Below are 26,164 nucleotides of genomic sequence, written 5' to 3' on the forward strand. Positions count from 1 at the left end.
AATAAACCGCCTGAAGAAAATGGTAGAGGTTAGTTGCTTGGGCTATTGCAAGCAACGACTTGAGGGATTGAATGGCCGATTCCAGCCCGGTCCCGAACCTGCTCGAAATCTTCTTCAGTGAAAATACCGTTTACACCGGAGATCGCCGCCAGTTTCATACCGTGTTTCAGGCCCAGCTTGTAGATCTCCCGCACCTTTTCCCACTCAATATTACGGCCCAGAGTGAAATTTTCGAAGCGCGCTTCCAGGGTGAGCACAATGGTTTCCGCCAGGCACGCATAAGCAATGTTCTTGGGCAAGCCTATGTCCTTCATCTGAACGTCCCCGGGCAACTGGATTTCACCGGATTCGATCACCAGTACGTCTGGCCGTCTGGCCACATCTTCCGGAGGAATATCCAGGGGTCGGGCAACGTCTGTGATCACACAGCCCGGCTTCACTTTCATGATATCCAGAATCCGTTTTCCTGCCCCGGAGGTGGCGGTCACGATCATGTCCATGTCCGCAAGATCCCTGTCTGCGGCGCCAATGACATGGATAACAGCCCCTGGCGTTTCCTGCTCGATGGTTTCCTTAAGGGCCAACAGTTTCGCCGGTTCTGGAGCCGCCAGAAACACCTCATCAACCGCTTTTGCCAACAGGCGCGCACAGACAGAACCTATGGCACCCGTGGCACCCACAACCATGGCCTTCCCCGACGCCTTACCGCTGGGGCCGATGTCGATGCGCCCTATTCGCTGCATTGCCTCATGGGCCGCCCAGAGGGCGCCAGAAGCGCTGTAGCTGTTGCCAGTGGTAATCGGCAGGGGCGCACGCTTGGCCACTGTAATACCGGCATCACCTACCACTTTGGTAAACGCACCAAGGCCCATGATCTGGGCCCCCAGTTTCTTTCCCAGTTCCGCCGCCTGAAGCAGTCGCGCGTAGGTAAACTCAGGGTCGTGCGCCATGATTTCCCGGGGCGTGCCTCCTACGGTAATCAGCCAGCCCTCTGCTTCATCACCCGTGGGCGAGCGGATGCCAGACACTTTCGAATAAATAAACGGCGGCGCATAAGCCACTGCTTTCTCAACAAGGTTCATCACCAAGGGCGGCGACACACTGGCAATCCAGTCCAGGGGCGAGGTTTTGGTGAGGTACTGCTGCGACAGCGGGTGAATCACAAACGCGAAGCGGTTCACCCTGCGGTAGCCATTGGGATACAGGATCCTGGGCACTATACCCAGGCTCTGAATCACATCCAGGTAATCATCCGGCCCCAGTTGTTCCGGCGTCCTGGAACGTGACGCACTGATCAGCGCCTCCATCACATTTACACCAACGGGACGGCCCGCCAGCCAGGGACTGTAATCCACAACCATTGCAACGCGTCTGGAACGCATCCAGTCCAGGGCGGACTCAGTGACCCGGGAGGTGATCACCGTTTTTCCATCCAGCTCTTTGTCGCTGAAATCCGCCAGGTCAGCAATAGACGACACCAGGACCTGGGCGTCAGAAACCGCCTTATGTAAAGAGCCGGCAACAAGCCTCTCACCAAGGTGATAAAGCGGAGTATGCCGGAAGGTGTCCACCGCTTTCACCGCCAACGACCGGCGCAGAACCGGCGCCGTGAGCAAGGTATAGGTCTCGAGCTGCTTCAACGACGTCAGCAGCCGCGGCACGCCAAAGTCGATGTAAGGATCGGCAAAAAAAAGGTTTTCAGTGTGTTCCGACAGAGCCCTGGCGATTCGATAGCCAGCCTGACCGTCCATGAACAACACCCGGGCGTTATCGAAGAAATGCCCGAGTTCGGACTGGGTGTGGCGAACGGCCCATTCCTGAAGGATCGCTCTCAGGCCAGCGCCGGTGGTGATCGGCTTATCTGGAACGCAGGCCTCCAGCCGGGCCGTAATCGGGTGCCGGAGCTGCGCCCCACCCACCTGGTAGTGATCACGTAGCATGCTCAGCCCAATAGCGTCTGCCCGGGGATGGACCGATTCCAGCATCGCCTCTGCCCGAGAGAGATCGCCGTCTGTCCCGATGCGGATAATGCGGAAAAGCTGGCCGAGGAACTCGGTTTCCAGATCGTAGTCAAACTCGCTGGACCCCTGACTGACACTGACAATGGTTTTCATAGTCGCACCTTCCTTTGTGGCTGCGCCCGTGAACCAGGATCCGGAGCTACGTCCAAACATCAGTTGCAGGATCCCCATCAAATCCTCTTTAATCTGAATATCACAGAGTCTTTGCCAAAGTAACAAAAACATTCATCAGGGAGGCTCAGCGGATGGACAGGGGAATGGAACCCATGAGCAGTGTGGACACGGCCTGGCTGCATATGGATCAGGGCGAGAACCACATGATGATCGTAGGCGTGCTGATACTGGATCGGCCGCTGGACCTGACCCTGTTCAGGAGGGTACTGGAAACCCGCCTGCTTCACTTTGACCGCTTCCGCCAAAGGGTAATTGAGCGTGACAATAAAACCTATTGGGAAGACGACCCGCATTTCAATCTGGACAACCACCTTCACCGCATTGGCCTGCCGGAGCCTGCGGGCCAGGCGGAACTACAGGAACTGGTGGCGGACCTCGCCTCAGAACCTCTGGATTTTCACCATCCTCTGTGGCAGTTCCACCTGATCGACCGCTACGAAAACGGCGCCGCCCTGATTTCCCGGATCCATCATTGCATCGCCGATGGCCTGGCACTGGTTCAGGTATTGATGTCGCTGGCGGACGAGGCCGTTACCCCGGATACGGCGGATCATTTCCCGCCAGGTGAGGGCTCACTATTCGAGCGACTTTACAGGCCTTTGCGACAGGCTGTTGAGGCGGGAACTCATCTGGGGCACAACCTGATCAGTGAGGGCATGGAGTTGGCCCGACACCCCGAAAAGGTCCGCCAATGGGCTCAGGACGCGGAAGACATCGTGCGGGAACTGGTACATCTGGGGCTTTCACCACCCGACCCAGGGACTTGCTTGCACGCGCCTCTGGCGGGGCGCAAGCGCATTGCCTGGGCTCAGCCGCTCGATCTGACGGCGGTTAAAGAAAGCGCTCACCAGCTTGGAGGCACGGTCAATGATGTGTTGATGACTGCCGCTGCAGGCGCGCTGCGGCGTTATCTGTCCGCATCCGACAATGACCTTAACAGGGAGCTCCACGTTGCCGTGCCCTTCAGCCTACGTCCGCGAGACCAGCCGATTAATAGACTGGGCAACCAATTCGGCCTGGTGATTGTTCCGCTTCCGATCGGGGAGCCTGATGCACTAGAACGTTTCCGCCGAGTCCAACAGGCAATGACGGACATCAAGAACTCCGTGCAACCCCAGGTAACCTTCGGACTGCTTGACCTGCTGGGCAAAGGCCCGGTCGCCGTTGAAAAGTTTGCGCTGGACACCCTCAGCAACAAAGCATCACTGGTCATGACCAACGTGCCCGGACCAGTAACACCGTTCAGAATAGCGGGGGCGCTCATACTGCAGCCGCTGGTCTGGGTGCCCCAGTCAGGACACCTGGGGGTAGGTTTCAGCATCCTCAGTTACGCGGGATCCGTCCAGTTTGGGGTCATTGCCGACAGTCAGATGATAAATGACCCTAACCAGGTAACCCGCTATTTCGAGGAGAGCTTCAGCGACTTGCAAGAACTGGCATCTCTTCGGCAATAATTGGCAAGATCAGGCGCAGCCCTGGCGGCCGATGCTACTCCGCGTCTGCAACATGAGCCGCATAGGCGCTGGCATCCATAAGCCCGTCAAGCTCACCCTGATCTTTTAGTCTGACCCTGAACAGCCAGCCATCACCATAGGGATCTTCATTGACCAGCTCCGGCTCTTCTTCCAGAGCCTCGTTCACCTCGATGACTTCACCTGTGACTGGGCTGAACACATCCGACGCGGATTTCACCGACTCGGCAACGCCAGCTTCCTCGCCACCATTGACCGTCACACCCACCTCGGGAACGCCCACAAAAACCACATCGCCCAGTTGGTCCTGGGCGAAATCGGTGATGCCGACGGTCGCGGTGCCGTCATCCGCCGCACGTACCCACTGATGGGTTTCGATGTATTTCAGATCTGGAGGTGTTTCACTCATGGTCGGTCTCCCCGGTGACTAATTTCGGGCAGTTTAACCGAAGAACGATGAACGGGCTAACCTACACTGTCAGGACGCCATTTTCGGCAGGAACGATGTATCAACCCAGTATCGCTTTGGATTATCCGGGTGGATATAAACGTTCACGGACTCACCGGGAATGTGATCAGTCGGGTCAAACCAGATGTTGTCACTGCGAAAGACATGAACGCTCGCGGTTGCTGGGTTCTGCCATTGAGTGACGATTCGAAACGGGCTCTGGCCATTCATCACCAGCCCCGTGTTCTGCTCGACCCCCTGGATCTTCGCCACCACAAGCTGGCCCGTTTCGCGCAGCCTGGCGCCACGGCTCCGGCGGATCAGGGGCACCAGAATCATCAGAACACCGACCAGAAAGAAGGCACCTCCCAGAATGCCAACAATCAACGGCAGCCCCCACAGCGAGAAAAAGCCGTTGATTCGGGCACTTTCCGGCTCACCCGGTGTGTAAAGCACTGGGACCTTCTCGCCAACGTTGTAAGAGGCCGGGTTACTTCCGGACGAAGACCGGAATTCAATCGGGCGACCGGTCGCGTCCTCGAACTGAACAACAGGATAATAAGCACTGGAATCTCCCGAACGGTCATAAACAAGATCCGTCACCGTTCCGGGAACTTCAAGAGCATCAACGAGAAAGCCCGAGGTACTCTGATAGGCCGCGAAAGCCCCCAGAAGCAGGGCTCCGCCCACAATCGAGAATACAAGTTTCAGAAAATCGTAGACGCGCATATCAGAACCAGTCCCGGACCAGCTGTCCGTTCTTGATTCTCCAGAAAGACAGGCCGTAATTCAGGTCTTGCCCCTGTGAATCCTTGACGAATCCTGTGTCTCTGCCAAAAGAGTGCAGAAACGCGTCAATGAGCATGGCGGCGTTATCAAAAAACCACCAGAGTCCCAGCCCACCCAGAGTAATGGCTTTCAACACGCCTGACTTCCACTTGCCAAGATAAAAACGATCTGCGCCCAGAAAGCCAAGTGGCAGGCCAAGCAGAAGAGCGAAAATCCGGTTCTTGCGTTGTTCCGTTTGATTCACAATTATTCCTCCGTGAACAAGTAAACCAGCCCGAGTTCCAGGCAGGCATCAATTTGGACGGACAACAGGACAAACAGAAATTGCGCTGCAAAGCAGATGCCGTTAGGCGAAAAGAAGGGACTCTAAAGCAAATCCATCCGTGGCCTCAGCGGCGCCTGCTAGCAGGCGCTGGCAACGTCCTGTCGCCGGTCGAAATTATAAAACAGTCCGACCGAGAAGATAACCGGAGCTGCATTTAATTTGAACCGGCTCACGGATTTTGGCGAATTCTGAAGGCAATTTTTGCAGTGGACTCATCCCGACGCTGCCAGAAACGCCCCTCTCTGGTAACATCAGAATCAGGATAAGGAAATCCATCAAACAAAGCGGAGACTTTCAGTTGCGATCAATCTTCACCTGCCTGGCACTGCTCACCATCTGGGGGTGCTCATCTCCCCCACCTGTTACCAGCAACACTCTGAGCGACAAAGAAATCCAGTCGATTTATCAACGCGTCGAGAACACATACCCCGACATTTCCGCCGATAAAGAACGCGAAGTCGTAAAGCTGGCCGTTCGTGCCCTTGAAAACATGGTTTATGTGGAAGGCGGCACATTCCAGATGGGCGACTGGGTGATCGAGTGCCAATGGGATAAAAGCCAAGGCTGCAGAATGGACATGGACACCAGCAACGACCATGTCCATGAAGTGAAGTTATCCTCATTTAGCATTTCCAAGTATGAAACCACCATGGGTGACTTTGATCTGTACCGCGAATTGCAGGGTAAAGAACCCTACCGCGAAGACTGGCGAGAATCTGAAGAGCTAGCTGATCTGTTCCATCCCAGAAAACCTGCCTGGACCAAAGACTGGCAGGAAACGCAGGATTACTGCCAGTGGGTTGGGGAGTTCGCAGGTGTGGAAATGGATCTACCCACCGAGGCGCAATGGGAGTATGCGGCCCGGAGTCGCGGACGGTGGTTGATCTGGGCTACGGATAATGGGGAGATTGATCCCGGTCGAAATTTTCCCAAAGACGGTGATGGTTTTGGAGAAACCCAAAAGGTCGGTAGCTATCCACCAAACCCTCTTGGTATTTATGACATGGCGGCAAACTCAAAAGAATGGGTTTCTGACTGGTACTCGGAAACCTACTATTCGGAGTCCCCGATCAAAGATCCTACCGGACCCTCCTCGGCGGACAAAAAAGTGCTCCGGGGAGGGTTCAACGGTGTATCACCCGACTCCTCATTTACAGTCAGCAGGACGGCACTGCCACCGAACCAGAAGGAATATACTCGTTTGCTGGGATTCAGATGTACCACAAGAGCACCCAAATAGGAGTGTTGCTAAACGATTCTGGTATCAATGTTCTCGAGGTATGCCAACTGCTCTTTGACCTGGTTTAGCTTGGAGCCTGGAGATACGGGACTCCAAATCATCTCCAGTTTTTTCCGCCCGGAACGAGCGGCTTGCAGCCGGTGAATCCAACGGTCAAATTCTTCTTGCTGACGGAAGTCCAGTATTGCCTGCAGTCGAGCCAAGCTTTCGAATGCCCCCACCTTTTTACCTTCTTTCTCCATGTGCTCTAGAACTTCGATAAATTGGCGCCAGGAATTGATGTGAGACAAAAGATAAATCAACGCCTTTTCTTGGTTGGTTTCAAAAGAAAACGCAAAGCTTTCGGATAGTCGCCAGCAGAGAGGCCCCAAAGTTTCAGGCGGTAATTTTCCGAGTGGTAATGAAGACCCATCGTCTCTTCGAACGTTTGGCCTCCATCCCCCAGATAGCAATTGCTCTGCGAGCTTCGACGCGGCTCTTTCCTCGTTGAGATAGTCGCTCCAGTGGCTGTTGATTGCCACAAGTCCTTCTTCATAAAGATCTCTGATATACAAACCGTGTTCAACGAGCGAAATCGCCAAACCTTTTGCAAGCATTGCGAAAAGATCTTTTTGAACATTCATGAGGAATCGATAGTCTGCATCTTGAAGAATATCCCAAATCATCTGACTGAGCGTCCAGACTTTGGCCCCATCAATTACGGTTCCAAATCCACCACTGGCGCCGGGACCAAACACGACCTTTGCCCGACTGTGGATCTCGGTTTTAAAGTCATTGCCAACCTTGAACTCAAAATCTAAACCTGCCCCCGCCCCGAACGCCACAAGACCAGATGCCTTTAATTCCAGCAGATCAGAAAATGCTTTCTTATCCTCACCGGCTTTGACTGGCGGTTTCCATCCCAACTTTCCTGCAAGCTCACCACCCGCTTCCGCGCCCGCAAAGGCATTACCCGATACTTTTGCGCCGGCGCCCAACTCTGAGGCCTCGGATTCAATCCCTGGCGCGCTGGACAGAAGCATGTTTGCACCGGAAACACCTACCTTGGCCTGGCCTGATACTTTTGCGCCAACAAAGCAGGACAGCACCGTCTGCCCCTCAAAGCGAAACTTGCCAAACGACTGTCTGGCCTGTTGTCCGTTCGCATCAATGTAGGTCCAGTTGCAGTCCCAGCCTGCTTTGTTAGGCATGTAACCGGTAAATTCCACTTTCCCTTCAAGAAGACTCATCGATGCATTGGCATTGAATCCGACATCAAAGCTGCCGGTTGATGGGTCCAGGCCTTCTATGTCTGCACTGGCGGCCGCCGCAAAGCGCATGAAATGCCCCTCGCTGTCCAGCGCCATGGTTGTCGTTTCATCTGAGGTTCCATTGACAAGGTTTGTTTTCCAAAGGGTTTCATGTTCGCTCTGTAAAAACTGAACCCATTCCGGATTATCCTTGCCATTGAGCGTCCACTCAGCCAGCTTGACGCCAACATCACCGAGCTTCCCTTTGCGACGGTCCGCCTCGATTTGCTCTTTCACCTGCCCTACAAGATCACCGATACTCAATTTTGATCGACCACCGGTGAGCATCGAAGCGATCTTCACCGTTTTACGTATCGCCAGTAAGCGGTGCTTTGTGCGGAATTGCTGCAGGAAGTCCGCACGCACATAGCTCAGACGATTCCCCCGGCTGAACAACATCACTTCAACGATACGGGCCTGCCCGCCTTTGCCGGACTTCCTGGTTGAGCTTGCTGCCGCACCTTTACCGGACATGTCCTCAGCGGCTACCCCATCGGAAAACGGCGCATACTCAGAAGCTCCATCTTCTGAACTTTTTTTCGGGCCGGTTTCTGTTAGTTTCTGTTGCTTTTGCAATGAGGAATCAGCCGGGTGAGCTGACAGCGCTCTCTCGATATTCGCTTCGTCATGGGCAAGGGCATTCAGCTTTTCTTGCTGAAGCAGTTTCCAATTCTCATTTTCGGTGTTGGCGTCAGACTGAATTCTGCCGGGCGATAGCATGCTGAATGGGCGATAATTTTCGTAAAATCGGATCTCCTCCCGGATCTCAGCAAGCTGAGCCTCAAGTTTTTGGCGCTCACTTATTTGGAGCGCTTCACCAGCCTCATCGGTCTCATTCCTTTCGAGAAGTCCGGCATCCACAGCTTTCTTCAACCATTCGGACTTCTTTCCGCGATGCTCAATAATTTTCTGTTCATAGTCTGCCGAATCGGGTTCTGGTACCTCCTTGCTAAGAGCGCGGTACTCATCCATCAGCGCCTGAACAGCGTCAACTTCGCGGTGAAATTCTTCGGCAGCACTCTCTGGCAGGGCTTCGCACCAAGTTTCGTCGGGGCTGCCCGTCACGTGAATCACATCAACCACGCACTCGGAACAGGGTGCAGAAACCGCGCTGTCTGATGCTGGGTCAGCCGCATCCGTCTTCGGTTCGGGAAAACCCGCCCGATCCTGAGCAGACGGAACCCGGATCTTCCACCCAACCTGAATGTAATCCCGGTTGTTCACCTGTTCATTCTTTTTCAACAGCTCATCGACGGACGTATTGAAACGAGAGGCAATGTCCGAAAGCGTGTCACCTGACTGAACGATATAAGTCTGCATCCTTGCGTCCTTTTAAACGGTCTCTTCCATTTTGGCGAGCTTCTGACGAGGCGTGAGTTGGTCATTCCCTGCCAGTTCACGCCATGCCGCGGATTTTTCTACCGGGCTGGACAAAGCCAGCGCAAGCCTGAGCCAGCGTTCCTGGTCTGCAGTCCGATCCAGACCTTCCTTTCTGGCAGTTTCCAGATGCTCATAAACCGCCTTTTCCGGCTCCTCCGCCGAGATCCAGCCCCGATAGTATGTCGCCAGAGACCTGGCTCTTTTCAGCCGTTTGAGTTTCTCAAAATGCCCAATCTGTTCGTCTGACAGCTTGATCGAGCCGACCTTCGTGTCACTCCAGGATGCCGGGTGCGACGACGCATAAAGCTGCCAGCTTTCAGAATCATGCCATGACCATTCGCTACCGGGCAGAACCAGTAACTCCCTCTGGTCGGTGGTCAGAGCCGTGAGAAATTCTGTGAAGTGCCGGGGTTCATAGAACCGGAAAGCCGCCAGTTTCCCGTGGTAATCAACAAGGGCTTGTTGCGTGAAGCGCTCTAGAATCTCATCGAAGGGCATCTCTGTAGCGCTGACAAATAAACCCTTCGGCTCTTTGGAAAACTCTTTTGCCAATTCTGGAATACTATCCTCAACGCCACGGAGTTCGACCAGTATAGGGCCAGCCCTCCAGCGCTCACGCCACTCGGTTCCCTGATAGAGACTGCCCCATTGGATGGGCTGCTGCAGCATTTGTTCGTAAACCCATCCGAGCATTGACTCATCAATTGCGAGGTCAATGATGGCGAAATCGACATTGGCAGGCTGTTCTACTGTCTTGATCTCAGGCGTGGTCATGAAGCTTACAGTTTCCATCATCATCAAATTCACATGCGGCGACGAGCAGGCCACCCGCTTTGGCCGCTGCCACAACGGTTTTTTCCGGAACCAGCGAAGAAGACTGGATCAGTGAACCTTCAAAGTTTGACCTCTGACCCACCTCTTCAAGAGAGTCCGGCGTAACCTTTTCACCGATCGTTGAGACAATGCCGGGTAGATCTGGCGCCTGCGCTGAAACGCCACTTCCACTCCCCGGCCCACCCCCGGAATTCATCTTCACCATAGGCCCGGACACCGTCACGCCACTCGGATCCACCTTCACAAAACTACCACCGGCCTTAAGAGTCACTTCAGCGCCAGCTTCGATCACAATCTTCATACCAGCTTTGTGATGAATCTCGCTGCCGGCTTCGATGAGCTGGTTTTTGCCCTGTTTGCTGTGGTGGCTGCCGTTAACGGTGAGACTGTAATCCCCGCCGATGGAATCCCGTCTCTCACCACCCACCGTGCTGTGCTGGTTGGCTTTGATATGGCTGAAGTCGTTGTTCTCCACCGTGCGGTGGCTGTCGTTTTTGACAACTTCGGTGCGGTTGTTTTCCGTCAGCAGGTCCAGGTCTTTCTGGGCATGGACGTAGATCTGTTGTTTGTCGGCTTCGTCTTCGAATCTCAGTTCGTTACTGCCCTCGCCCTTGTGGGTCTGGGTTTTTAAGGTGGAACGGGTTTTGTGTTCCGGCAGCGCGTAGGGTGGTGTGTTGGTGGCGTGATAGGTTCTGCCCGTGATGATCGGCTGATCCGGGTCGCCGTCCAGGAAGGACACGATGACTTCGTGGCCGATTCTGGGCAGGGCCATGAATCCATACTGGCCGCCGGCCCAACCCTGGCTGACTCTTAGCCAGGCGCTGGAGTGTTCATCATTTTTGGAGTATCTGTCCCAAGGGAATCTTACTTTGACTCTTCCATGTTCATCGCAATGAATCTCTTCCCCGTCCGGGCCGGTGACGATGGCGATCTGGGGGCCGTCCATGAGTGGGCGGTTGATGGTGTTGGGGTTTGGCCGCCAGGTTCGGTCTGCCGGAATGGCCTGGAAGTCGTTGTGATAGGTGGTGGGGCCACTGCCCCCCTCTTCTTCCAGAGCCTGGGGCTGTTCGCCTTTGTGGGTAACGCTGGTGAACAGCCATTCCCGGTTCAGGGTGTCGTTGTCGTGTTCGGTGAGTTCGGTCTTGGCGCCGGGGGTGAAGTCCGGGCGGTTGCTTTTGCCGGTGGCGGTGCTGGCGTCGTTTCTAAGGCCATCCAACCTGGATTCGGTAAGCGGCTGGCCGCTGGCGTCGGCTTTGAATCGGCCGGGGTAATCGTAGTGTTGGTAGTCTTCCCGCTGGGCGTCCAGCTTATCGGCCTGGTGTTCGTGCATCAGGGCGTAGGCGGGGTTCTTGAAGGTGTAGTCCTTCATGGCCACGGAGGCGGCTCTGACCCGTTCCTGATAGCTGAAACGGAAGATGGCGGGTTGCTGGGTGCTGCCGCCGGCTTTGGCGTTGTATTCGGAATCTGGAAGCTTCGGGGCATCGCCGTGGTGGTCGGCGATGATCAGCTGGGGCTGTTCTTCGCCGTTGACGTCGCCGTGGCTGTACCGGTAGTGCCAACCTTCTTCGGCAGCAAGGCGTTCCAGGAAGGATAAATCGCTTTCCCGATGCTGGACGCAGTATTCCCGCTCTTCGGGAACCCGTTTCAGATCGAAGGTGGTGTCGATGATGCCCCGCTCTTCCAGCAGGGTTTTTACAATGGCGTCGGTGGTCTGGGTCTGGAAGATGCGGCTGTTGTGCATCAGGCCCAAACGCCACAGCGGCGGCTGGATGATGACTTCGTAGCGGGTACGGCGGTGGCCGGTGTCGCCCCGGGCGAATTCGTTGACCACGCCGGTAAATCGACGCAGGGGTTCGCCGTGTTGCCAGACCACCAGGTCGACGGGCTTTTCCAGTACGTCAGACGCGGAAATATCCGAGAAGGTACTGGCCAGGTCCAGCCGGCCGACAAACAGGCTCGACAGGCTTTCGGTCAGCTCGAAGCCGACGACGCTGAAAAAATCCCGGGGGAGTCCGCCAATGGTGGCGGTGAACTGCAGTCCACTTGCCTGGGGCATGTCTTCGGTCCTTGAAGATCCAGATGGCTTTTACATGTGCGCTTCCTGCGCAGCCTCGCAATTATATACAGGTTAATCTATCGATGACAGTACCCCGCCGGAAGCGGATTACCGGACTAGTATCCGGTACTGTTCATATCCAGTTCAAAGGTGAAGTCCTCAGAACGCTTCACTTCTGTACTGAATTCGCCATTGGGCATCATTTCAAACCAGCGATATCCCGGCGACTTTTCTTCCACCGAAAACTTTTCAGAGCCGGCAGTGAACTGGATGCAGGTCGATGGCGTCGCCAGCAATCGGACACCTTTGCGGTACTCGTCATAAACCTGGTGGATGTGCCCCCACAAAACAGTTTTTACCTGGGGGAAGCGGTCCACAATCCGCCAGAAATCATCGTTGTTCCGCAAGCCGATGGTGGACATCCACCGGGCGTCAATATCCACCGGATGGTGATGAAGCGCGACCATCGCAGGTTGATCGGGATTTTCTGTCAGGGTTTTTTCAAGAAACTCCAACTCTGACTCTGCAAGTTCGCCGTGGACCTTGCCTGGCACAGAGCTATCCAGAAGCACAAATTGCCAGCCACCCGTTATCACGTGGCGCGAACTGGTATTCAGCTCGGTGGCGATCCGGGTCAATACCCTGGAATCGTCATGATTGCCCGCAATCCAGACGGACTCACAGTCAAAAACCTCCAGCTTTTCGCCGAAAAAACGATAGGCCTCTTCCGAAGCATCCTGGGCAATATCACCGGTTGCCAGAATCAGATCAGGCTGGCCGTGGTCCTGCAGCACCTTATCGATGACTGCAGCCAGGCTGTCTCGGGTGTTTACGCCCAAAAGCGCACCGGCCGGATCAGCCATCAAGTGGGGGTCTGTGATCTGCAATACCCGAAGAGGCAATTGGTGGTCGTTTTCTGTCATGACACTCTTGGCTTCAACGCTTGCGCTCATTGAGCACTTTAAAAGGAATGGTGTTCAGATTATGGGGATTAAGCCTCAGCGTCCCGAATCCCATCACATTCCGTTCAGACTGCCCTTTCCAATTGCCGATTTTGACAACTTCGACACACTCCGAAGGCGTCAATCCTATGGCAGAAGGCCATTATCCCGACATACAACCTTAGTCCACGCCTTCACCCGACCAGACGGAGTGCTCCATCGGCAGGTGCCCGAATCGCAGACAATAATCGAGCCAGTCAGCCAGAAAGCTGTTCACCTGCACTTTTTCGTCGGGGTGGTGCATAAAACGGTTCGGGTAATCATTCACCGGTGCAATCTGGCGGTCGCGATAGCAACTGATCACTTCTGCCATCGCGGCATCGTGGTAGACGCGAACGGTCAGTTGCGGGTTGTTCAGCCAGCGCCCGGCGTTGTGGATCTGTTCAAGAAGCAGGGTTTCGGTGAACTTCGCCACCTGCAAAACCTGAATGCGCACCCTGCCCAGATACTGGTCCTGCCTGTGAAGTTCGAATTCACAAACGGGTTGGCCGCCCGCCTCCAGTTTTCGAAGGCGGTGCAGTCGCATGTAATTGCCGTCGCACAGCGCCCCGAACCGTTTCAGGTCCGGTACATAGCGGCGGGGCTTCATTGCCCATTCGGTCATTCTAACTCCAGCCTTCCCGCAGGCGCGGGCGGTTCAGTTGCAACCACTGCAGCGCAATAATCGCGGCAGCGTTGTTGATGCGTCCATCATAAATCATTGCGATGGCTTCGTCGGCACTGAATACGTGAGCTCGGATGTCTTCGTGCTCGTCTTCCATGCCAAACAGCCCACCAGCGGATTCAGTGCTGATACGACCGCAATACAGATGGATCAGTTCCGTGGTTCCCCCGGGAGAGACAAGATAATCGCAGATTTTATCCAGTGGCTTGAAGGTCAGCCCCGCTTCTTCCTGGCCTTCACGCTGGGCCACTTCTTCGGGCGACTCGCCTTCTTCGTTCATGCCGGCAACCAGTTCCAGCAGCCATGGCGACTGATCGCGGCCCAGGGCGCCCAGCCGAAACTGTTCCAGCAGGACGACCTCGTCCCGATCAGGATCGTAGGGTAGTACGCAGGTGGCGTCGCCGCGGATGAAGAGTTCCCGGGTAAAGGTGGGCATTTCTTCGCCATCAAAACGCCGATGGGTCAGCCAGAGCTTGTCCATGCGGAAGAATCCCTGGAAAACGGTTTCGCGTTTTTCGACAGTCACGTCGCTGGCGTTAAACTGGAATGGTTTGGTCATACTGCACCTGGCTATGGATCGATTTTGAACGATAGCCGTTGCTTTGGTAGTGCTGCAAGCTTCTGCACCAGCCTGCGTGTTTTGGTGCTTGGCCGCGGCGAGGTGATCTTCCCAAAACACGCTCCTTCGGCACATTCATGTGACGCTTGGGCTCCGCCATCCATGGCTCCGCACAGTTTTGGGAAGATCACCCCGCCGCGGCCTATCTGGCAATGGGCTATCCGCATGGTAACGCAAGGAGAGCAAACACGTGGCAGACGACAGAATTTCAACGGGCCTCGTTAATAATTGTCATTTTAAAGCGAATTCCGCGAAGTATCGAAAGGGCCTGGTGGGCACCCCTGTTCAAGAATGTGCGGAGCCATGGATGGCGGAACCCAAGCGACCCAGGGATGGGCCGCAAGGAGCGTTTCTTGAACAGGGGTGCCTGCCAGGCTCAGACTCGACACTATCAGTCCTGCGTAAACCAGGCACCCAACTCAGACCTTGTCATAAAGCTTAGACCCAGCCTCCACAAATTCCCGGGATTTCTCCTTCATACCAACGTCCACCGCGGAAACCTCATCAATGCCATGCTCTTTGGCATACTCCCGAACTTCCTGGGAAATCTGCATGGAACAGAACTTCGGGCCGCACATGGAACAGAAGTGGGCCACTTTGGCGGAATCCTTCGGCAAGGTTTCGTCGTGGAACGCGCGGGCGGTGTCCGGGTCAAGACCGAGGTTGAACTGGTCTTCCCAGCGGAACTCGAAACGGGCCTTGGACAAGGCGTTGTCACGAATCTGGGCACCGGGGTGGCCTTTGGCCAGGTCGGCCGCGTGGGCGGCGATTTTGTAGGTGATGATGCCGGTTTTCACATCATCCTTGTTGGGCAGGCCTAGATGCTCTTTCGGGGTGACATAGCAGAGCATGGCGCAACCGAACCAGCCGATCATCGCGGCACCAATGCCCGATGTGATGTGGTCATAGCCTGGAGCAATGTCCGTGGTCAGCGGCCCGAGGGTATAGAAAGGTGCCTCATCACAGCATTCCAACTGCTTGTCCATGTTTTCCTTAATCAACTGCATGGGCACATGGCCAGGGCCTTCGATCATGCACTGGACATCATGCTTCCAGGCAATCTTGGTGAGTTCGCCCAGGGTTTCCAGTTCGCCGAACTGGGCTTCGTCGTTGGCATCGGCAATCGAGCCGGGGCGCAGGCCGTCGCCGAGGCTGAACGCAACATCGTAGGCCTTCATGACTTCACAGATGTCTTCGAAGTGCTCGTACAGGAAACTTTCCTTGTGATGAGCCAGGCACCACTTGGCCATGATGGAGCCACCCCGGGAAACAATGCCGGTGGTACGTTTGGCGGTCATAGGCACGTGATGCAGGCGAACACCCGCATGAATCGTGAAGTAATCCACACCCTGCTCTGCCTGTTCAATCAGCGTGTCCTTGAATATCTCCCAGGTCAGGTCCTCGGCCACACCGCCGACTTTTTCCAGTGCCTGGTAGATGGGTACGGTGCCAATCGGGACCGGCGAGTTGCGGATGATCCATTCCCGGGTTTCGTGGATGTTCTTACCGGTGGACAGATCCATGATGGTGTCGGAGCCCCAGCGGGTGCCCCAGGTCAGTTTTTCAACTTCTTCCTCGATAGAGGAGCTAACCGCAGAGTTACCAATATTGCCGTTGATCTTCACCAGAAAATTGCGACCAATGATCATCGGTTCAGTTTCCGGGTGGTTTATGTTGTTCGGGATGATGGCGCGGCCGCGGGCGACCTCGTCACGGACAAACTCCGGGGTAATTTGCTGAGGCAAAGACGCACCGAAAGACTGTCCCGGATGCTGGTCTTTCAGCAGCCCCTGCTCCCGCGCCTCTTCCAGTTTCATGTTCTCGCGAATCGCGATGAATTCCATTTCCGGCGTGATGATGCCCCGGCGGGCGTAGTGCATCTGGCTGACGTTCTTGCCCGGTTTGGCTCTCAGGGGTTTGCGCTCGTCCATGAATCGAAGCGGATCAAGCTGGGGATCTTTCATCCGGCGACGGGTAAATTCGGAGGTGTAGCCTTCAAGCTGCTCCACATCGCCGCGCTCTTCGATCCAGGCCGAGCGGATTGGCTTGAGGCCTTTGCGAAGATCAATGGTAGCTTCCGGGTCGCTGTAGGGGCCGGAAGTGTCATAGACCAGAACCGGTGCGTTTTTCTCGCCACCCATATCCGTTGGCGTGTCACCCACGGTAATTTCCCGCATAGGCACCCGAAGATCGGGTCGGCTACCCTGTACGTATATTTTGCGGGATTGAGGCAGCGGAGTGATCGCGGCTGAATCGACTTTGGCAGAATCGCTGAGGTAAGAAGGAAGTTCGGTCATGTTGCGCCCCCTGAAGGTTGGATTTCGGGTCGCGTATGACGGAGGCGGATTCACGCTGGATGGCGTAATGCGCGTTCAGAAGTCTTAATCCCTACGCCGGTATTATCCGGATCAGGTCGCGGGTTCTGCGATGCAATCTCAGCCAGCTGCCAGAACGTTTTAGATGTTCTGGCGTCAGCACCCCGTCAAGACGCGAATTCAAATAGATGACAGTGTTAATCAGTGTCATTCACAAGTGTAGAGGTCAACCCCATTATTGTCCATAATGCGGGCTCGTCGCGCGCGCTAACATTAGGAGATATCATGAACAAACGTCTGCTTTCCGGGGTTATTGGCCTTCTGGCAGCCCAGCCCGCTCTGTCCATGGATCTGGTGGAGACCTACCGGAAAGCGCTCTCCTACGATTCCGGCATCGCCACTGCCGAGGCCACCTTTGAAGCCCAGCAGGCCGCCAGCGACGTTACCCGCAGCGCACTTCTGCCGGAAATAGTCGGTTTCGGTGAAGGAAACTGGAACGATGTAGACGGCCCGAATCAGGATGCTGACTACACCACACTGGCCTATGGTGTTCGCCTTACACAGCCATTGTTCCGTGCCGACGAATGGTTCAGGTATGACGCCAGCCAGTTTCAGACTGAATCCGCACGGGCCGAATACAACCTGGCTCAACAACAACTGATTCTCGATGTCGCTACAGCCTACTTTGGGGTTCTACGTGCGGCAGACAGCCTGACCGTGTCACGTTCAGCAGAGGCCGCGTTTCAGCGCCAATACGAACAGGCCCAGGAGCGCTTTGATGTCGGCCTGATTGCCATTACTGAAGTCTATGAAGCCAGAGCCACCTACGATGCCAGCAAAAGCCAGCGCATTGCAGCCGAAAGCGACCTGGCCATTGCTCGGGAACAGCTGGCGCGGCTGACCGGCGAATATGAGGAAGATCTGAATAACCTGCGCCGTAATTTTCCATTGGGTCGCCCCGAACCGATGGACCCCTCGGCCTGGGAAAACCTGGCCCTGGAGCAGAACTGGCAGATCCAGTCTGCAATTTATGAGCTGAACTCCACGGAAGCCAACCTCAAGACGGCAAAATCCGGCCACCTGCCGACGCTGGACCTGAATGCATCTTATGGCAGATCTGACATCGACGGCATCGAGACAGCCACTGCCCAGGGGCAGCGGGACGGCACCACGACCGAAGCCCAGATCGGCGTTACCCTGAATATCCCCTTGTACTTGGGTGGTGGCACAAAGGCGGGCGTGCGTCAGCAGAGATCGCTGGTTATCGCAGCTGAACAAACGCTGGAAACCATTCGCCGGGATATTAGGGTAAACACCCGTAGCCTTTACCGCACAGTGAACACCAACATCGAGTCCGCCTCAGCGCTGGAGCAAACCATTATTTCCCGCCGCAGCGCGCTGGACGCAACCCGAGCAGGCTATGAGGTGGGCACGAGGAATATCGTTGAGGTTCTCGATGCCGAGCGAAATTACTACGTCGCGCTGAGGGATTTCGCCGATGCCAGGTATGACTATGTCGTCAACTCCCTGCAGTTGAAGCAGTCAGCAGGAACCCTCAACCCCCAGGACCTGGCCGATCTGAACAATTGGCTAAGCGCCTCGGCCCCCGGCATCGAAGCGCTGGCCAATGAAGAAGACACTCTGAACGACCCCACTCAATAAGGGGTTCAGACTCGCTCGACAATGCCATCCACGACCCGTTGCAATGCGCCGCGGTTGGCATTGACCACATCCAGAGCGTTCTGCCCTGTCTCGACCGCTTTTTCCGGGTCATCGAAAAGCATGCTGACGCAATCGGCTAAAGACTCGGCGGAAGGTGTCATGAAAAAGCCCTTGCCGGCGTCCAACTGATTGTAGATCGTCTCGAAATTGAAAATGTGAGGACCCGACACCACCGGCAACCCCCAGGCGGCTGGCTCCAGCGGATTATGCCCGCCCCGCTCAATCAGCGAGCCGCCGACGAAAGCGACATCCGCCACCCCGTACAGCATCAGCAATTCGCCCATGGTATCCCCGAGGTAAACCTGACACCCCCCGATGTCGCAGCCTTCAGCTTCTTCCTGCGCCTCTGAACGTCGCTGAACGCCCAACCCCATGGAAGCGATCAACGCCGCCACCGCCGAGAACCGTTCCGGGTGTCGCGGTACGATAATCAGCCGCGCCGTCGGATGTTTTTCCAGCAGAGCCCGGTGGGCCTCAAGAATCTGGCGATCCTCCCCCTCGTGGGTGCTCGCCGCAATCCAGATGGGCCGATCCTCACCCAGCTTTTCCCGCAGGGCAGTTGCATCATTCCGCGTATCTTCAGAGATTTCCACATCAAATTTGATGCTGCCGGTGACCGACACCGAGGATGGCGTTGCCCCTATTTTAAGAAACCGGTTGGCGTCTTCCTCTGCCTGGGCGGCAATCCATCGGATGCTCCGAAGCAGCGGACGAACGGATGAAGCCACTCGACTGTACTTTTTGGCCGATCGCTCGGACAGCCGGGCGTTGATCAGGAAAATCGGTACATTCCGCCGGTGGCTGAGGCTGATCATGTTCGGCCACAGTTCGGTTTCCATAATGACCAGAGCCCTGGGTTGAACGCGGTCCACAAACCTACGGACGGCTCCCGGGGTGTCATAGGGTGAAAACGCGTATAAAACCTGATCGCCGAACATCGCTTTGGCCCTGGCTGAGCCAGTCGGAGTCATGGCGGTCATCAGAATGGGAATATCCGGATTCCGTCTGAGCAGAGCCTTTACCAGCGGCGCCGCGGCAATGGTCTCCCCCACCGAAACCGCATGCACCCAGATAACCGGTTTCGGGGCGGGCGTGACATAACCCAGGCGCTCCTGCCAATGAACAAAACCGTCGGCGTTCTTTCGGCCGTTCCACCAGAGCCGAAGAATCACAAACGGCAAGGCGATGCGGAAGAACAGCGAATAGAGAAAATGAAGCATTGTTACCCCAGGCAGGAACGGTGCGGACAACATTCTACATAAAGCCATCCGGAACGTCTGCCGAGTGCCGTGCTTTAGCCCATCACCGGGACCCTGCTAGACTTCACTCCTGACAAACCCGAACGAGCACAAATCTCTGTGGCTAAAAAGAAACAGCGTGACACCCGATACTCCAGCTACCTTCACCCCCGCTGGTGGCCAACCTGGCTTCTGATTTTCCTGATCTGGGCGGTGGCGCAGCTTCCTTTGCGATTTCAGTGGTGGCTGGGCGAGAGGATCGGCGACCTGACCTGGCGCTTTATCAAAGGCCGCCGACATATCACCGAAGTCAACCTACGGCTTTGCTTCCCGGAGCTGTCCGAGAAAGAAAAGCAGGCACTGGTAAAACAGTCTTTCCGGGCCAACGGCATCGGGGTGATGGAGCTGGGGGTGGCCTGGTTCCGGAATCCTGAATCTTTCCTGCCAATCACCAAAGTCCACGGCCTGCACCATCTGGACAATGCCCTGGCCAAGGGCAAAGGCGTGCTGCTGCTTGGCGGCCATTACAGCACGCTGGATCTTGGAGGCAGCCTGGTCACAGAGTTTATTCAGGCCGACGTGATGCAACGGGACCACAACAACCCGCTGATCAACGCGGTCATGACCCGCGCCCGGGAACGGCGATATGGCCAGGCGCTGGATGCCAGAGACCTGCGCGGCCTGCTGCGGCAGCTGAAGAAGAACCGGATCGTCTGGTACGCCACCGATCAGGATTACGGTCGCAAGGACATCGTGTTTGCGCCCTTTTTTGGCGTCCCCGCCGGCTCTATTACAGCCACCTCGCGGATCGCAAAAAGTAGCGGATGTGCCATTGTGCCGTTCAGCCACTTCCGGCGCACAGACAGTCTGGGTTACGACATCTACTTCCAGCCCCCGTTGCAGAATTTCCCCAGCGGCGACGATCTGGCAGACGCCACCCTGGTCAACCAGACCATCGAAAACGAAATCCGGAAGCAGCCGGACCAGTACCTGTGGATGCATCGCCGCTTCAAGACCCGGCCTTCAAAGCAGGACCCCAGCCTGTATAGGAAGGGTGATCACTGAATGGCTGCGCCAGATTTCCGGCCCCCCGTGGTATGGCTGCTACAGGACGACAGACCCGGCCACATCAGCCAACTGAGAGGCCTGGGCAATCGGCTGCGGGTTCTGGCTGGCGCCGATATCAGCAGCATTGACGCCACACAGGTAAAGGTACCCCTCTGGCGTGCTCTACTGGGTGTTGCCCCGGCTTTGGATGCACCGCCAAACCGGCCCGACCTTGTTATCGCCGCCGGGCACGGCACCCACCGGTTGCTCCTGGCACTCAGGCGCCGGAAAAATGCAAAAACCGTCGTACTGATGAAACCCGGGTTTCCCCTTGGCTGGGTCACTGCAGCGATCATCCCGGCCCACGACAACCCGCCGGCAGATCCCAAAAACATTCTGGTGACAGAGGGCGTCATAAACGCTGTCACCCCACTGGCAAGAATCACCGAAAAGCCGGAGGCGCTCATTCTGGTGGGAGGACCATCGGATCATTTCCAGTGGGACGACGACCTAGTGGTCGGCCAAATTACTGAACTCATGGGGCGCTACCGGGAGTGGCGATGGACCATCAGCGCTTCAAGACGGACTCCGGATTCGGTAGTGTCACGATTGAACGAAATGGCAAACCTGAAGGTAACTGTGGTTGATCACACTCGTACTCATCAAAACTGGCTGACCCACCAACTGTCCGCATCCCGGGCCGCCTGGGTCACTCCGGACAGCGGCTCTATGGTCTGCGAAGCCATCACCTCCAGTGTACCCACCGGGATTTTTGAACTGGCATCGAAACCGGGAAGCCGCGTCGCCAATGGCATCAACCGGCTCCTGGAAAAGGGCTATGTGGCATCCTGGGCCAATCATGCCACTGTGATGGCCGGAAGAATCTCCGACTCCGGCCAGCTTTGGGAAGCAGACCGCGCCGCCCGATGGCTGATCCGGAATCTGACACCAGGAACCGGCGCATGAGGGTATTGCAGGCACTTCCCGCCCTACACAGCGGCGGCGTAGAGCGCGGCACCGTGGAATTTGCAGCGGATCTGGTCAAACGCGGCCATGAATCCTTTGTAGTCTCCGAAGGCGGGCCCATGGCCGAACAGCTACGCGGCCAGGGCTCGACCCATATCTTCATGCCCATTCACCGGAAAAACCCGGCATCTTTCGGGCAGATTCTGCCAATGCGGAAACTGCTGCTGGAGCTGAAGCCCGACATCGTGCATGTGCGCTCCCGCATGCCGGCCTGGATCATTTTTCTGGCCCTGAAAAGCTTGCCTGCCCGTGAACGCCCGGCGGTGGTCTCCACTTTCCACGGCATGTACTCCGTGACCCCCTACAGTGCCATCATGACCCGGGCTGATCACGTCATCGTCGTATCCAGGTGCGTGCAGGAGTATGTTCGTAACTACTATTCAGTGCCGGAAGAGAAACTTACCGTCATCCAGCGAGGCGTGGATGTGGATGCTTTCCGGCAGCGGGAGCTGAGCCAACAATGGCGGGATCGCTGGTTCCGACAATACCCCCAACTGGACGGCCAGAAAATCATTATGATGCCAGGCCGGATTTCGCGCTGGAAAGGCCAACTGGATTTCCTGGCCATGATGGCTCAGCTGATTGGAGACAGGTCGGATTGCCACGGCATCATCGTAGGCGGCGCCGAGCCTGGGAAAGAGCATTTTCTGGAAGAACTCGAGAAAGAGCGGGCTCGCCTGGGCCTGACTGAGAAGGTCAGTTTTCTGGGTCAGCGAAATGACATGACAACGCTCTATCTGCTGGCCGATCTGGTCTGCCACATGAGTACCAAACCGGAACCTTTCGGCCGAACGGTTACCGAGGCACTGGCCTCTGGCACCCCGGTTGTCGCCTACGACCGCGGAGGTGTGGCGGAAACGCTGCAGGCCTGTTTCAAGGAAGGTCTGGTGCCGCCCGATGACGTTGAGGGCTTCGCAAAGACTGCAATACGGCTTCTGGACGACCCCTTCCCGTCAATCACAATTCCATGGCGGTTCCGCCTGGAAGCCCAGACCGATTCGACGCTGGAAGTGTATGAGAATCTGCTTGCGCAGCGTCAGGCAAACTGAATGAACACCACCGGTCCGCTGACAATCGCCCTGGTTATGGCCACCCCCGGCACCGGCTGGGGCGGTATGGAAAAGCACACAGCGGATCTGGCAGCGGCACTTTCAGAGCGTGGCCACAAGGTTCATCTCCTGGCCCATAAGGCGTACAGCCATCGGTTTGCGGAATCCGTTCAGGTGCATTCGCTACCGGTCCAGCTTGACCGCCGCAATCCCTGGCTAAAGCACCGGCTCCGGCGCGCGCTGAAATCCATCACGCCGGACATTGTGCATGCACAGGGCAACAAGGCCGCCAGTCTGGTCGGCAGTATTCCCCGGACGTCTGGCAACAGGTCAACCCGCATCCTGGGCACACTTCATGGCACCAAGAGTTCTCACCGAGCATTCAATCAGCTGGACGGAGTGATCGGGGTCAGCCGCGAAATAGAGAGCGCCGTTAACCATCCCAACAAACGGCTAATCTACAACGGCCTGAAAGATAAAGAGCCTGACAGCCCCGACCCGAACCCCGGTTTCCCGATTCCCCGGGAGCGACCCCTGCTGCTGGCCGCAGGTCGACTCGAGCCGGTCAAACAATTCGACCGGCTGATCCGGGCCTGGGCCCAGAGCGCCAGCCCTGGCACGCTGGTAATTCTGGGGGACGGCAGCCAAAGATCGCAGCTTGAATCACTGATCAGCCAGTCAGGCGCCGGTGACAGGATTCTGCTGCCCGGCCATGAACCCAGGGTTCTTCCCTGGCTGAAGGCCGCCACCGCCTGCATCATCAGTTCCAGCCGCGAAGGGTTTCCCTACATCATGGTGGAAGCCTTGCGGGCCGAGTGCCCCGTGCTGTCCACGCCGGTCAGCGGGGTCAGGGATTTTCTGCCGGATAGCGCTATTGCCAGTTCAGACAGCGTCGAGGATATTGCAGATCTCGTCACGGCTAACCTTGGGGTCGGTGACTCAACCCCGGGTTCACTTTCAGCACGCTTTCAGAGCAGCTTTCAGCGTGCCGCGGAACAGCTCAGCCTTGAGACAATGGTATCGAAGACCGAACACTTCTATCGGGAGCTGCTGGGCGCTAATGCGACAGGGCGTTGATGACCGCCTCTGCCATGATGCGATGCCCGTCTGCGGCCAGATGCGTCCCGTCAGCCATCATGGTTCGTTTTCTGGACTCCCATAACCGCTCCGATGCATCCGCAAATACCGCGTTTGGCTCACGCCCAGCGAGCGATTCCAGGGCCTGGTTGTAGCGGCGGATTCGCGGATTTCGGGGCTCATCCAGATTAAAAGGCGTGGCGACCAGCACAAAACGGGTTTGTGGAGCCGACCGGACGACCGCCGCAATAGTGGCCAGGTATTTATCCAGTGGCACCTGCTCCCTTTCGCCCAGACGCTGCTGCAACCGGAACTTGCGCGCCCATTTCTTGAGCTTCTTGACCAGCTTTCTGGCGATTTTTCGGCCTGGGCTATCCGGGTAATACAGCACATAGGGTGCACCGCGAAAGGTCACCCACGAGTCCACCAGACCATACTGAATAAACGCCAGCTGGAAGTTGCCAGGCGGAAAATCTGCCGCATAGTGACGCAGTTCACGGGTTGTACACATGGTGTGACCACAGTTGGTCAGCGCCAGGCCAGCCTGTTCTGCTACCATTTCCGGCCAGAGCTTTTCCCGGTAACCTTTCAGCCCTTCGGTATTACAATCACCGTAGGCAATACAACCGTCCATAATGTGGCTTCTCATTGATGATTGACCTGTCAGCCTGCAAACCTTTTGCCTCTGGCTACAACCGGCACTGTTACCTTCACCCGCAGGATCCCGCATTGTGTCTGAAAGTGCTGCGACCTGAAAACATTGAGGCCCGTTTCCAGCGGCAGGCATGGCCCAAAAAAGCGCTCGGCCGCGACCGAATCAATGACAATCATCAGGAAATCAGGGCCCATCGCCAGCAGGCCCTTAGAACACTCATTTCAAGGGGTAGAGAGGACCTTATCTGGGCTCACCTGCCCCGTTTTTACGGCACGGTTGAGACCTCTCTAGGCACAGCCAACGTTAGCGAATTCCTGGCCAACGCCGATGGCACGCCGGCCCAAACTCTCGAACACTATTTGCGACAGCGTGGGTTTGATCAGCGCGCACAGGCTGCTGTCGAAAGATTCTGCAGCTGGCTGCTGGAAACCGGTATCCTCACCCGTAATTTGCTGCCCCATAACCTGGTAATTGCAGACAGGCGGGGGCAACCCGAACTGTTTCTGGTGGACGGACTGGGTGCGCCATCCGTGCCAAACAGACTCGCCGCTGTGCCGGCCTGGCGCAAGCGTTATATCACCCGCCGCATCCGGCGCTTTTACCTGCGAATCGACTGGGAGACCGGTGACCGCGACAGATCCTGGGCTGAGTCCCAGAAATTGTAAGCAGCCCACCAAACCTCACCAGCGTTGCCACATGCGCCTTATGGTGATAGCTTCCGGAAACGCTTTTACCCGTTGACTGCCCTCTGGATTATGGCCCTGACCAAAGCAACCTTTCTGATTACCGTTCTTCGCCTGGCCGGAAAATTGCCCCTGCGCGCTGCCCAGGCTATTGGCCGCTTTCTGGGCATGATCAGCTGGCTGTCCCGGTCCAAGTACCGCACCGTGACCGACATCAATCTGAGAATGTGTATGCCGGAACTGACCGGTGAGCAACATGATCAGATGGTGCGTTCAAGCCTGCGCCACACTGCCCAGACCATGATGGAAATCCCGTTGATGTGGGAGTGGCCGGTGGAACGCTGTATGGGACTGATCCGGGAGATTGAAGGCGAGGAATTGCTGGCAGACGCCAAGAAAGACGGCCGGGGCCTGCTATTGCTGGCACCGCACCTGGGTAACTGGGAACTCACAGGCCTGTTTTTTTCATCCCGCTACCGCATGGCCGCCCTCTACAGCCCGCCACGCATTCAGGAATTCGAGGATTATATGATCCGCGTTCGCGGGCGCATGGGTTCTGAACTGGTCCGTGGCGACCGTCGCGGGCTGGCACGGCTGATTGCCCTGTTACGGGAAGGCGAAGTCGCCGGTATTCTTCCGGACCAGAGCCCCAGAGGCAAAGGCAATGCTTATGCGCCCTTCTTCGGCATCGATGTTCGCACCATGACACTGGTGTCCAAGCTTCTTCAAAAGTCCGGCGCTAAACCCCTGATCACTTACTCAAAGCGGCTGAAAGACGGCCAGGGCTTCAAACTGATCATTCGCGAATGCGAACCGGGCATCAACGACCCGGACCCAGTCACCGCCACAACGGCGCTTAACGCCTCCATCGAAAAGGTGGTGCGGGAAGTGCCGGAGCAGTACCAGTGGGAATACAAACGCTTCCGCCATCGGCCGCCGGGCCTGCCGCACCCTTACAAGCCGGGACGGGTGTGTAAGTAAATCCCGCGGCCGCAGCCGATGCCCGCCGTGGCCCAAAGCTGTATAATCCGCGTATCAAA

At 56.5% G+C, this 26,164-nt stretch carries 22 protein-coding genes and 1 riboswitch; of the genes, 9 read left to right on the forward strand and 13 right to left on the reverse strand.

Translation table 11 applies throughout. The features are described from left to right. Positions 1 to 29: 29 nt before the first annotated feature. Positions 30 to 2,114 carry a dehydrogenase gene (locus tag E5Q11_RS15130; RefSeq protein ID WP_225315057.1) on the reverse strand — a complete coding sequence of 695 codons (2,085 nt, stop codon included), beginning with the start codon at positions 2,112 to 2,114 and terminating at the stop codon, positions 30 to 32. 164 nt (positions 2,115 to 2,278) lie between these two features. Between E5Q11_RS15130 and E5Q11_RS15135 the strand changes: the two genes are divergently transcribed. Further along, the gene (locus tag E5Q11_RS15135) at positions 2,279 to 3,649 is read left to right on the forward strand and encodes a wax ester/triacylglycerol synthase family O-acyltransferase (RefSeq protein ID WP_225315056.1); all 1,371 of its coding nucleotides are present in this window, start codon (positions 2,279 to 2,281) and stop codon (positions 3,647 to 3,649) included. A gap of 34 nt (positions 3,650 to 3,683) precedes the next feature. Here the strand turns inward: E5Q11_RS15135 and gcvH are convergent, their stop codons facing one another. From gcvH to E5Q11_RS15150, 3 genes are all read right to left on the reverse strand, one after another. Then, positions 3,684 to 4,076: a glycine cleavage system protein GcvH gene (gene gcvH / locus E5Q11_RS15140; RefSeq protein WP_135804301.1), complete on the reverse strand. Its 393-nt coding sequence runs from the start codon at positions 4,074 to 4,076 to the stop codon at positions 3,684 to 3,686. Positions 4,077 to 4,145: 69 nt separating this feature from the next. Then, complete coding sequence (locus tag E5Q11_RS15145) at positions 4,146 to 4,844, reverse strand: DUF3592 domain-containing protein (RefSeq protein WP_135804302.1); 699 nt, start codon at positions 4,842 to 4,844, stop codon at positions 4,146 to 4,148. 1 nt (position 4,845) lies between these two features. After that, on the reverse strand, positions 4,846 to 5,148 hold the full coding sequence (locus E5Q11_RS15150) for a TM2 domain-containing protein (RefSeq protein ID WP_135804303.1): 303 nt from the start codon (positions 5,146 to 5,148) through the stop codon (positions 4,846 to 4,848). Positions 5,149 to 5,407: 259 nt separating this feature from the next. Between E5Q11_RS15150 and E5Q11_RS15155 the strand changes: the two genes are divergently transcribed. Beyond that, on the forward strand, positions 5,408 to 6,469 hold the full coding sequence (locus E5Q11_RS15155) for a formylglycine-generating enzyme family protein (protein WP_135804304.1): 1,062 nt from the start codon (positions 5,408 to 5,410) through the stop codon (positions 6,467 to 6,469). A gap of 8 nt (positions 6,470 to 6,477) precedes the next feature. Here the strand turns inward: E5Q11_RS15155 and E5Q11_RS15160 are convergent, their stop codons facing one another. From E5Q11_RS15160 to thiC, 7 genes are all read right to left on the reverse strand, one after another. Beyond that, the gene (locus E5Q11_RS15160; protein ID WP_135804305.1) at positions 6,478 to 9,078 is read right to left on the reverse strand and encodes a LysM peptidoglycan-binding domain-containing protein; all 2,601 of its coding nucleotides are present in this window, start codon (positions 9,076 to 9,078) and stop codon (positions 6,478 to 6,480) included. Between the two features lie 12 nt (positions 9,079 to 9,090). Beyond that, positions 9,091 to 9,936, reverse strand: coding sequence for a DUF4123 domain-containing protein (locus E5Q11_RS15165; protein WP_228260643.1), 846 nt, complete (start codon positions 9,934 to 9,936; stop codon positions 9,091 to 9,093). After that, positions 9,899 to 12,028 carry a type VI secretion system Vgr family protein gene (locus tag E5Q11_RS15170; RefSeq protein WP_135804307.1) on the reverse strand — a complete coding sequence of 710 codons (2,130 nt, stop codon included), beginning with the start codon at positions 12,026 to 12,028 and terminating at the stop codon, positions 9,899 to 9,901. Before E5Q11_RS15170 ends, E5Q11_RS15165 begins: the two co-directional genes overlap by 38 nt. Positions 12,029 to 12,144: 116 nt before the next feature. After that, on the reverse strand, positions 12,145 to 12,951 hold the full coding sequence (gene cpdA / locus E5Q11_RS15175; RefSeq protein ID WP_135804391.1) for a 3',5'-cyclic-AMP phosphodiesterase: 807 nt from the start codon (positions 12,949 to 12,951) through the stop codon (positions 12,145 to 12,147). A gap of 199 nt (positions 12,952 to 13,150) precedes the next feature. Beyond that, positions 13,151 to 13,633 (reverse strand): DUF1249 domain-containing protein, encoded by a 483-nt coding sequence (locus E5Q11_RS15180; protein ID WP_135804308.1) that lies wholly within the window; start codon positions 13,631 to 13,633, stop codon positions 13,151 to 13,153. A gap of 1 nt (position 13,634) precedes the next feature. Continuing rightward, positions 13,635 to 14,252 (reverse strand): NUDIX domain-containing protein, encoded by a 618-nt coding sequence (locus E5Q11_RS15185; RefSeq protein WP_135804309.1) that lies wholly within the window; start codon positions 14,250 to 14,252, stop codon positions 13,635 to 13,637. 479 nt (positions 14,253 to 14,731) lie between these two features. Continuing rightward, positions 14,732 to 16,609, reverse strand: a complete 1,878-nt coding sequence (gene thiC, locus E5Q11_RS15190) for a phosphomethylpyrimidine synthase ThiC (RefSeq protein WP_135804310.1) — start codon at positions 16,607 to 16,609, stop codon at positions 14,732 to 14,734. Between the two features lie 71 nt (positions 16,610 to 16,680). After that, positions 16,681 to 16,804: riboswitch (TPP riboswitch) on the reverse strand. A 108-nt stretch (positions 16,805 to 16,912) separates the two neighbouring features. On the opposite strand from thiC, the gene E5Q11_RS15195 reads away from it, so the two are divergent. Next, entirely contained in the window at positions 16,913 to 18,289 is a 1,377-nt protein-coding gene (locus E5Q11_RS15195; RefSeq protein ID WP_135804311.1) for a TolC family outer membrane protein, read from the forward strand. A 5-nt stretch (positions 18,290 to 18,294) separates the two neighbouring features. Here E5Q11_RS15195 and waaA read toward each other — a convergent pair whose 3' ends face one another. Beyond that, a complete protein-coding gene (gene waaA, locus E5Q11_RS15200; RefSeq protein WP_135804312.1) occupies positions 18,295 to 19,569 on the reverse strand; it encodes a lipid IV(A) 3-deoxy-D-manno-octulosonic acid transferase in 1,275 nt (424 codons plus the stop codon). A 138-nt stretch (positions 19,570 to 19,707) separates the two neighbouring features. On the opposite strand from waaA, the gene lpxL reads away from it, so the two are divergent. From lpxL to E5Q11_RS15220, 4 genes are read left to right on the forward strand one after another with little or no spacing between them, the layout of a single operon-like run. After that, positions 19,708 to 20,652 (forward strand): LpxL/LpxP family Kdo(2)-lipid IV(A) lauroyl/palmitoleoyl acyltransferase, encoded by a 945-nt coding sequence (gene lpxL / locus E5Q11_RS15205; protein ID WP_225315055.1) that lies wholly within the window; start codon positions 19,708 to 19,710, stop codon positions 20,650 to 20,652. After that, the gene (locus E5Q11_RS15210; RefSeq protein WP_135804314.1) at positions 20,653 to 21,600 is read left to right on the forward strand and encodes a mitochondrial fission ELM1 family protein; all 948 of its coding nucleotides are present in this window, start codon (positions 20,653 to 20,655) and stop codon (positions 21,598 to 21,600) included. It begins immediately after the preceding gene. Continuing rightward, positions 21,597 to 22,709 (forward strand): glycosyltransferase family 4 protein, encoded by a 1,113-nt coding sequence (locus E5Q11_RS15215; protein ID WP_135804315.1) that lies wholly within the window; start codon positions 21,597 to 21,599, stop codon positions 22,707 to 22,709. Before E5Q11_RS15210 ends, E5Q11_RS15215 begins: the two co-directional genes overlap by 4 nt. After that, a complete protein-coding gene (locus tag E5Q11_RS15220) occupies positions 22,710 to 23,786 on the forward strand; it encodes a glycosyltransferase (RefSeq protein ID WP_135804316.1) in 1,077 nt (358 codons plus the stop codon). On the opposite strand, the gene E5Q11_RS15225 is transcribed toward E5Q11_RS15220, so the two are convergent. Continuing rightward, positions 23,767 to 24,435: an SGNH/GDSL hydrolase family protein gene (locus E5Q11_RS15225; RefSeq protein ID WP_225315054.1), complete on the reverse strand. Its 669-nt coding sequence runs from the start codon at positions 24,433 to 24,435 to the stop codon at positions 23,767 to 23,769. The two genes, E5Q11_RS15220 and E5Q11_RS15225, sit on opposite strands and share 20 nt — an antisense overlap. Before the next feature lie 2 nt (positions 24,436 to 24,437). Here E5Q11_RS15225 and E5Q11_RS15230 point away from each other — a divergent pair, with 2 nt between their 5' ends. Then, a complete protein-coding gene (locus tag E5Q11_RS15230) occupies positions 24,438 to 25,106 on the forward strand; it encodes a YrbL family protein (RefSeq protein WP_135804317.1) in 669 nt (222 codons plus the stop codon). 90 nt (positions 25,107 to 25,196) lie between these two features. Next, complete coding sequence (locus tag E5Q11_RS15235; RefSeq protein ID WP_135804318.1) at positions 25,197 to 26,105, forward strand: lysophospholipid acyltransferase family protein; 909 nt, start codon at positions 25,197 to 25,199, stop codon at positions 26,103 to 26,105. Positions 26,106 to 26,164: the final 59 nt, after the last annotated feature.

This window comes from Marinobacter confluentis, from assembly GCF_004785685.1.
Classification (GTDB): domain Bacteria; phylum Pseudomonadota; class Gammaproteobacteria; order Pseudomonadales; family Oleiphilaceae; genus Marinobacter; species Marinobacter confluentis.

What these genes read in the sequence shown, in the direction of transcription:
- waaA (WP_135804312.1), bottom strand. Translation starts at nt 19,569, where the DNA reads ATGCTTCATTTTCTCTATTCGCTGTTCTTCCGCATCGCCTTGCCGTTT.
- E5Q11_RS15235 (WP_135804318.1), top strand. Translation starts at nt 25,197, where the DNA reads ATGGCCCTGACCAAAGCAACCTTTCTGATTACCGTTCTTCGCCTGGCC.
- E5Q11_RS15130 (WP_225315057.1), bottom strand. Translation starts at nt 2,114, where the DNA reads ATGAAAACCATTGTCAGTGTCAGTCAGGGGTCCAGCGAGTTTGACTAC.
- E5Q11_RS15220 (WP_135804316.1), top strand. Translation starts at nt 22,710, where the DNA reads ATGAACACCACCGGTCCGCTGACAATCGCCCTGGTTATGGCCACCCCC.
- E5Q11_RS15135 (WP_225315056.1), top strand. Translation starts at nt 2,279, where the DNA reads ATGGAACCCATGAGCAGTGTGGACACGGCCTGGCTGCATATGGATCAG.
- E5Q11_RS15180 (WP_135804308.1), bottom strand. Translation starts at nt 13,633, where the DNA reads ATGACCGAATGGGCAATGAAGCCCCGCCGCTATGTACCGGACCTGAAA.
- E5Q11_RS15215 (WP_135804315.1), top strand. Translation starts at nt 21,597, where the DNA reads ATGAGGGTATTGCAGGCACTTCCCGCCCTACACAGCGGCGGCGTAGAG.
- E5Q11_RS15165 (WP_228260643.1), bottom strand. Translation starts at nt 9,936, where the DNA reads ATGATGATGGAAACTGTAAGCTTCATGACCACGCCTGAGATCAAGACA.
- E5Q11_RS15210 (WP_135804314.1), top strand. Translation starts at nt 20,653, where the DNA reads ATGGCTGCGCCAGATTTCCGGCCCCCCGTGGTATGGCTGCTACAGGAC.
- E5Q11_RS15195 (WP_135804311.1), top strand. Translation starts at nt 16,913, where the DNA reads ATGAACAAACGTCTGCTTTCCGGGGTTATTGGCCTTCTGGCAGCCCAG.
- E5Q11_RS15185 (WP_135804309.1), bottom strand. Translation starts at nt 14,252, where the DNA reads ATGACCAAACCATTCCAGTTTAACGCCAGCGACGTGACTGTCGAAAAA.
- cpdA (WP_135804391.1), bottom strand. Translation starts at nt 12,951, where the DNA reads ATGACAGAAAACGACCACCAATTGCCTCTTCGGGTATTGCAGATCACA.
- E5Q11_RS15230 (WP_135804317.1), top strand. Translation starts at nt 24,438, where the DNA reads ATGATTGACCTGTCAGCCTGCAAACCTTTTGCCTCTGGCTACAACCGG.
- E5Q11_RS15145 (WP_135804302.1), bottom strand. Translation starts at nt 4,844, where the DNA reads ATGCGCGTCTACGATTTTCTGAAACTTGTATTCTCGATTGTGGGCGGA.
- E5Q11_RS15225 (WP_225315054.1), bottom strand. Translation starts at nt 24,435, where the DNA reads ATGAGAAGCCACATTATGGACGGTTGTATTGCCTACGGTGATTGTAAT.
- gcvH (WP_135804301.1), bottom strand. Translation starts at nt 4,076, where the DNA reads ATGAGTGAAACACCTCCAGATCTGAAATACATCGAAACCCATCAGTGG.
- E5Q11_RS15170 (WP_135804307.1), bottom strand. Translation starts at nt 12,028, where the DNA reads ATGCCCCAGGCAAGTGGACTGCAGTTCACCGCCACCATTGGCGGACTC.
- E5Q11_RS15160 (WP_135804305.1), bottom strand. Translation starts at nt 9,078, where the DNA reads ATGCAGACTTATATCGTTCAGTCAGGTGACACGCTTTCGGACATTGCC.
- thiC (WP_135804310.1), bottom strand. Translation starts at nt 16,609, where the DNA reads ATGACCGAACTTCCTTCTTACCTCAGCGATTCTGCCAAAGTCGATTCA.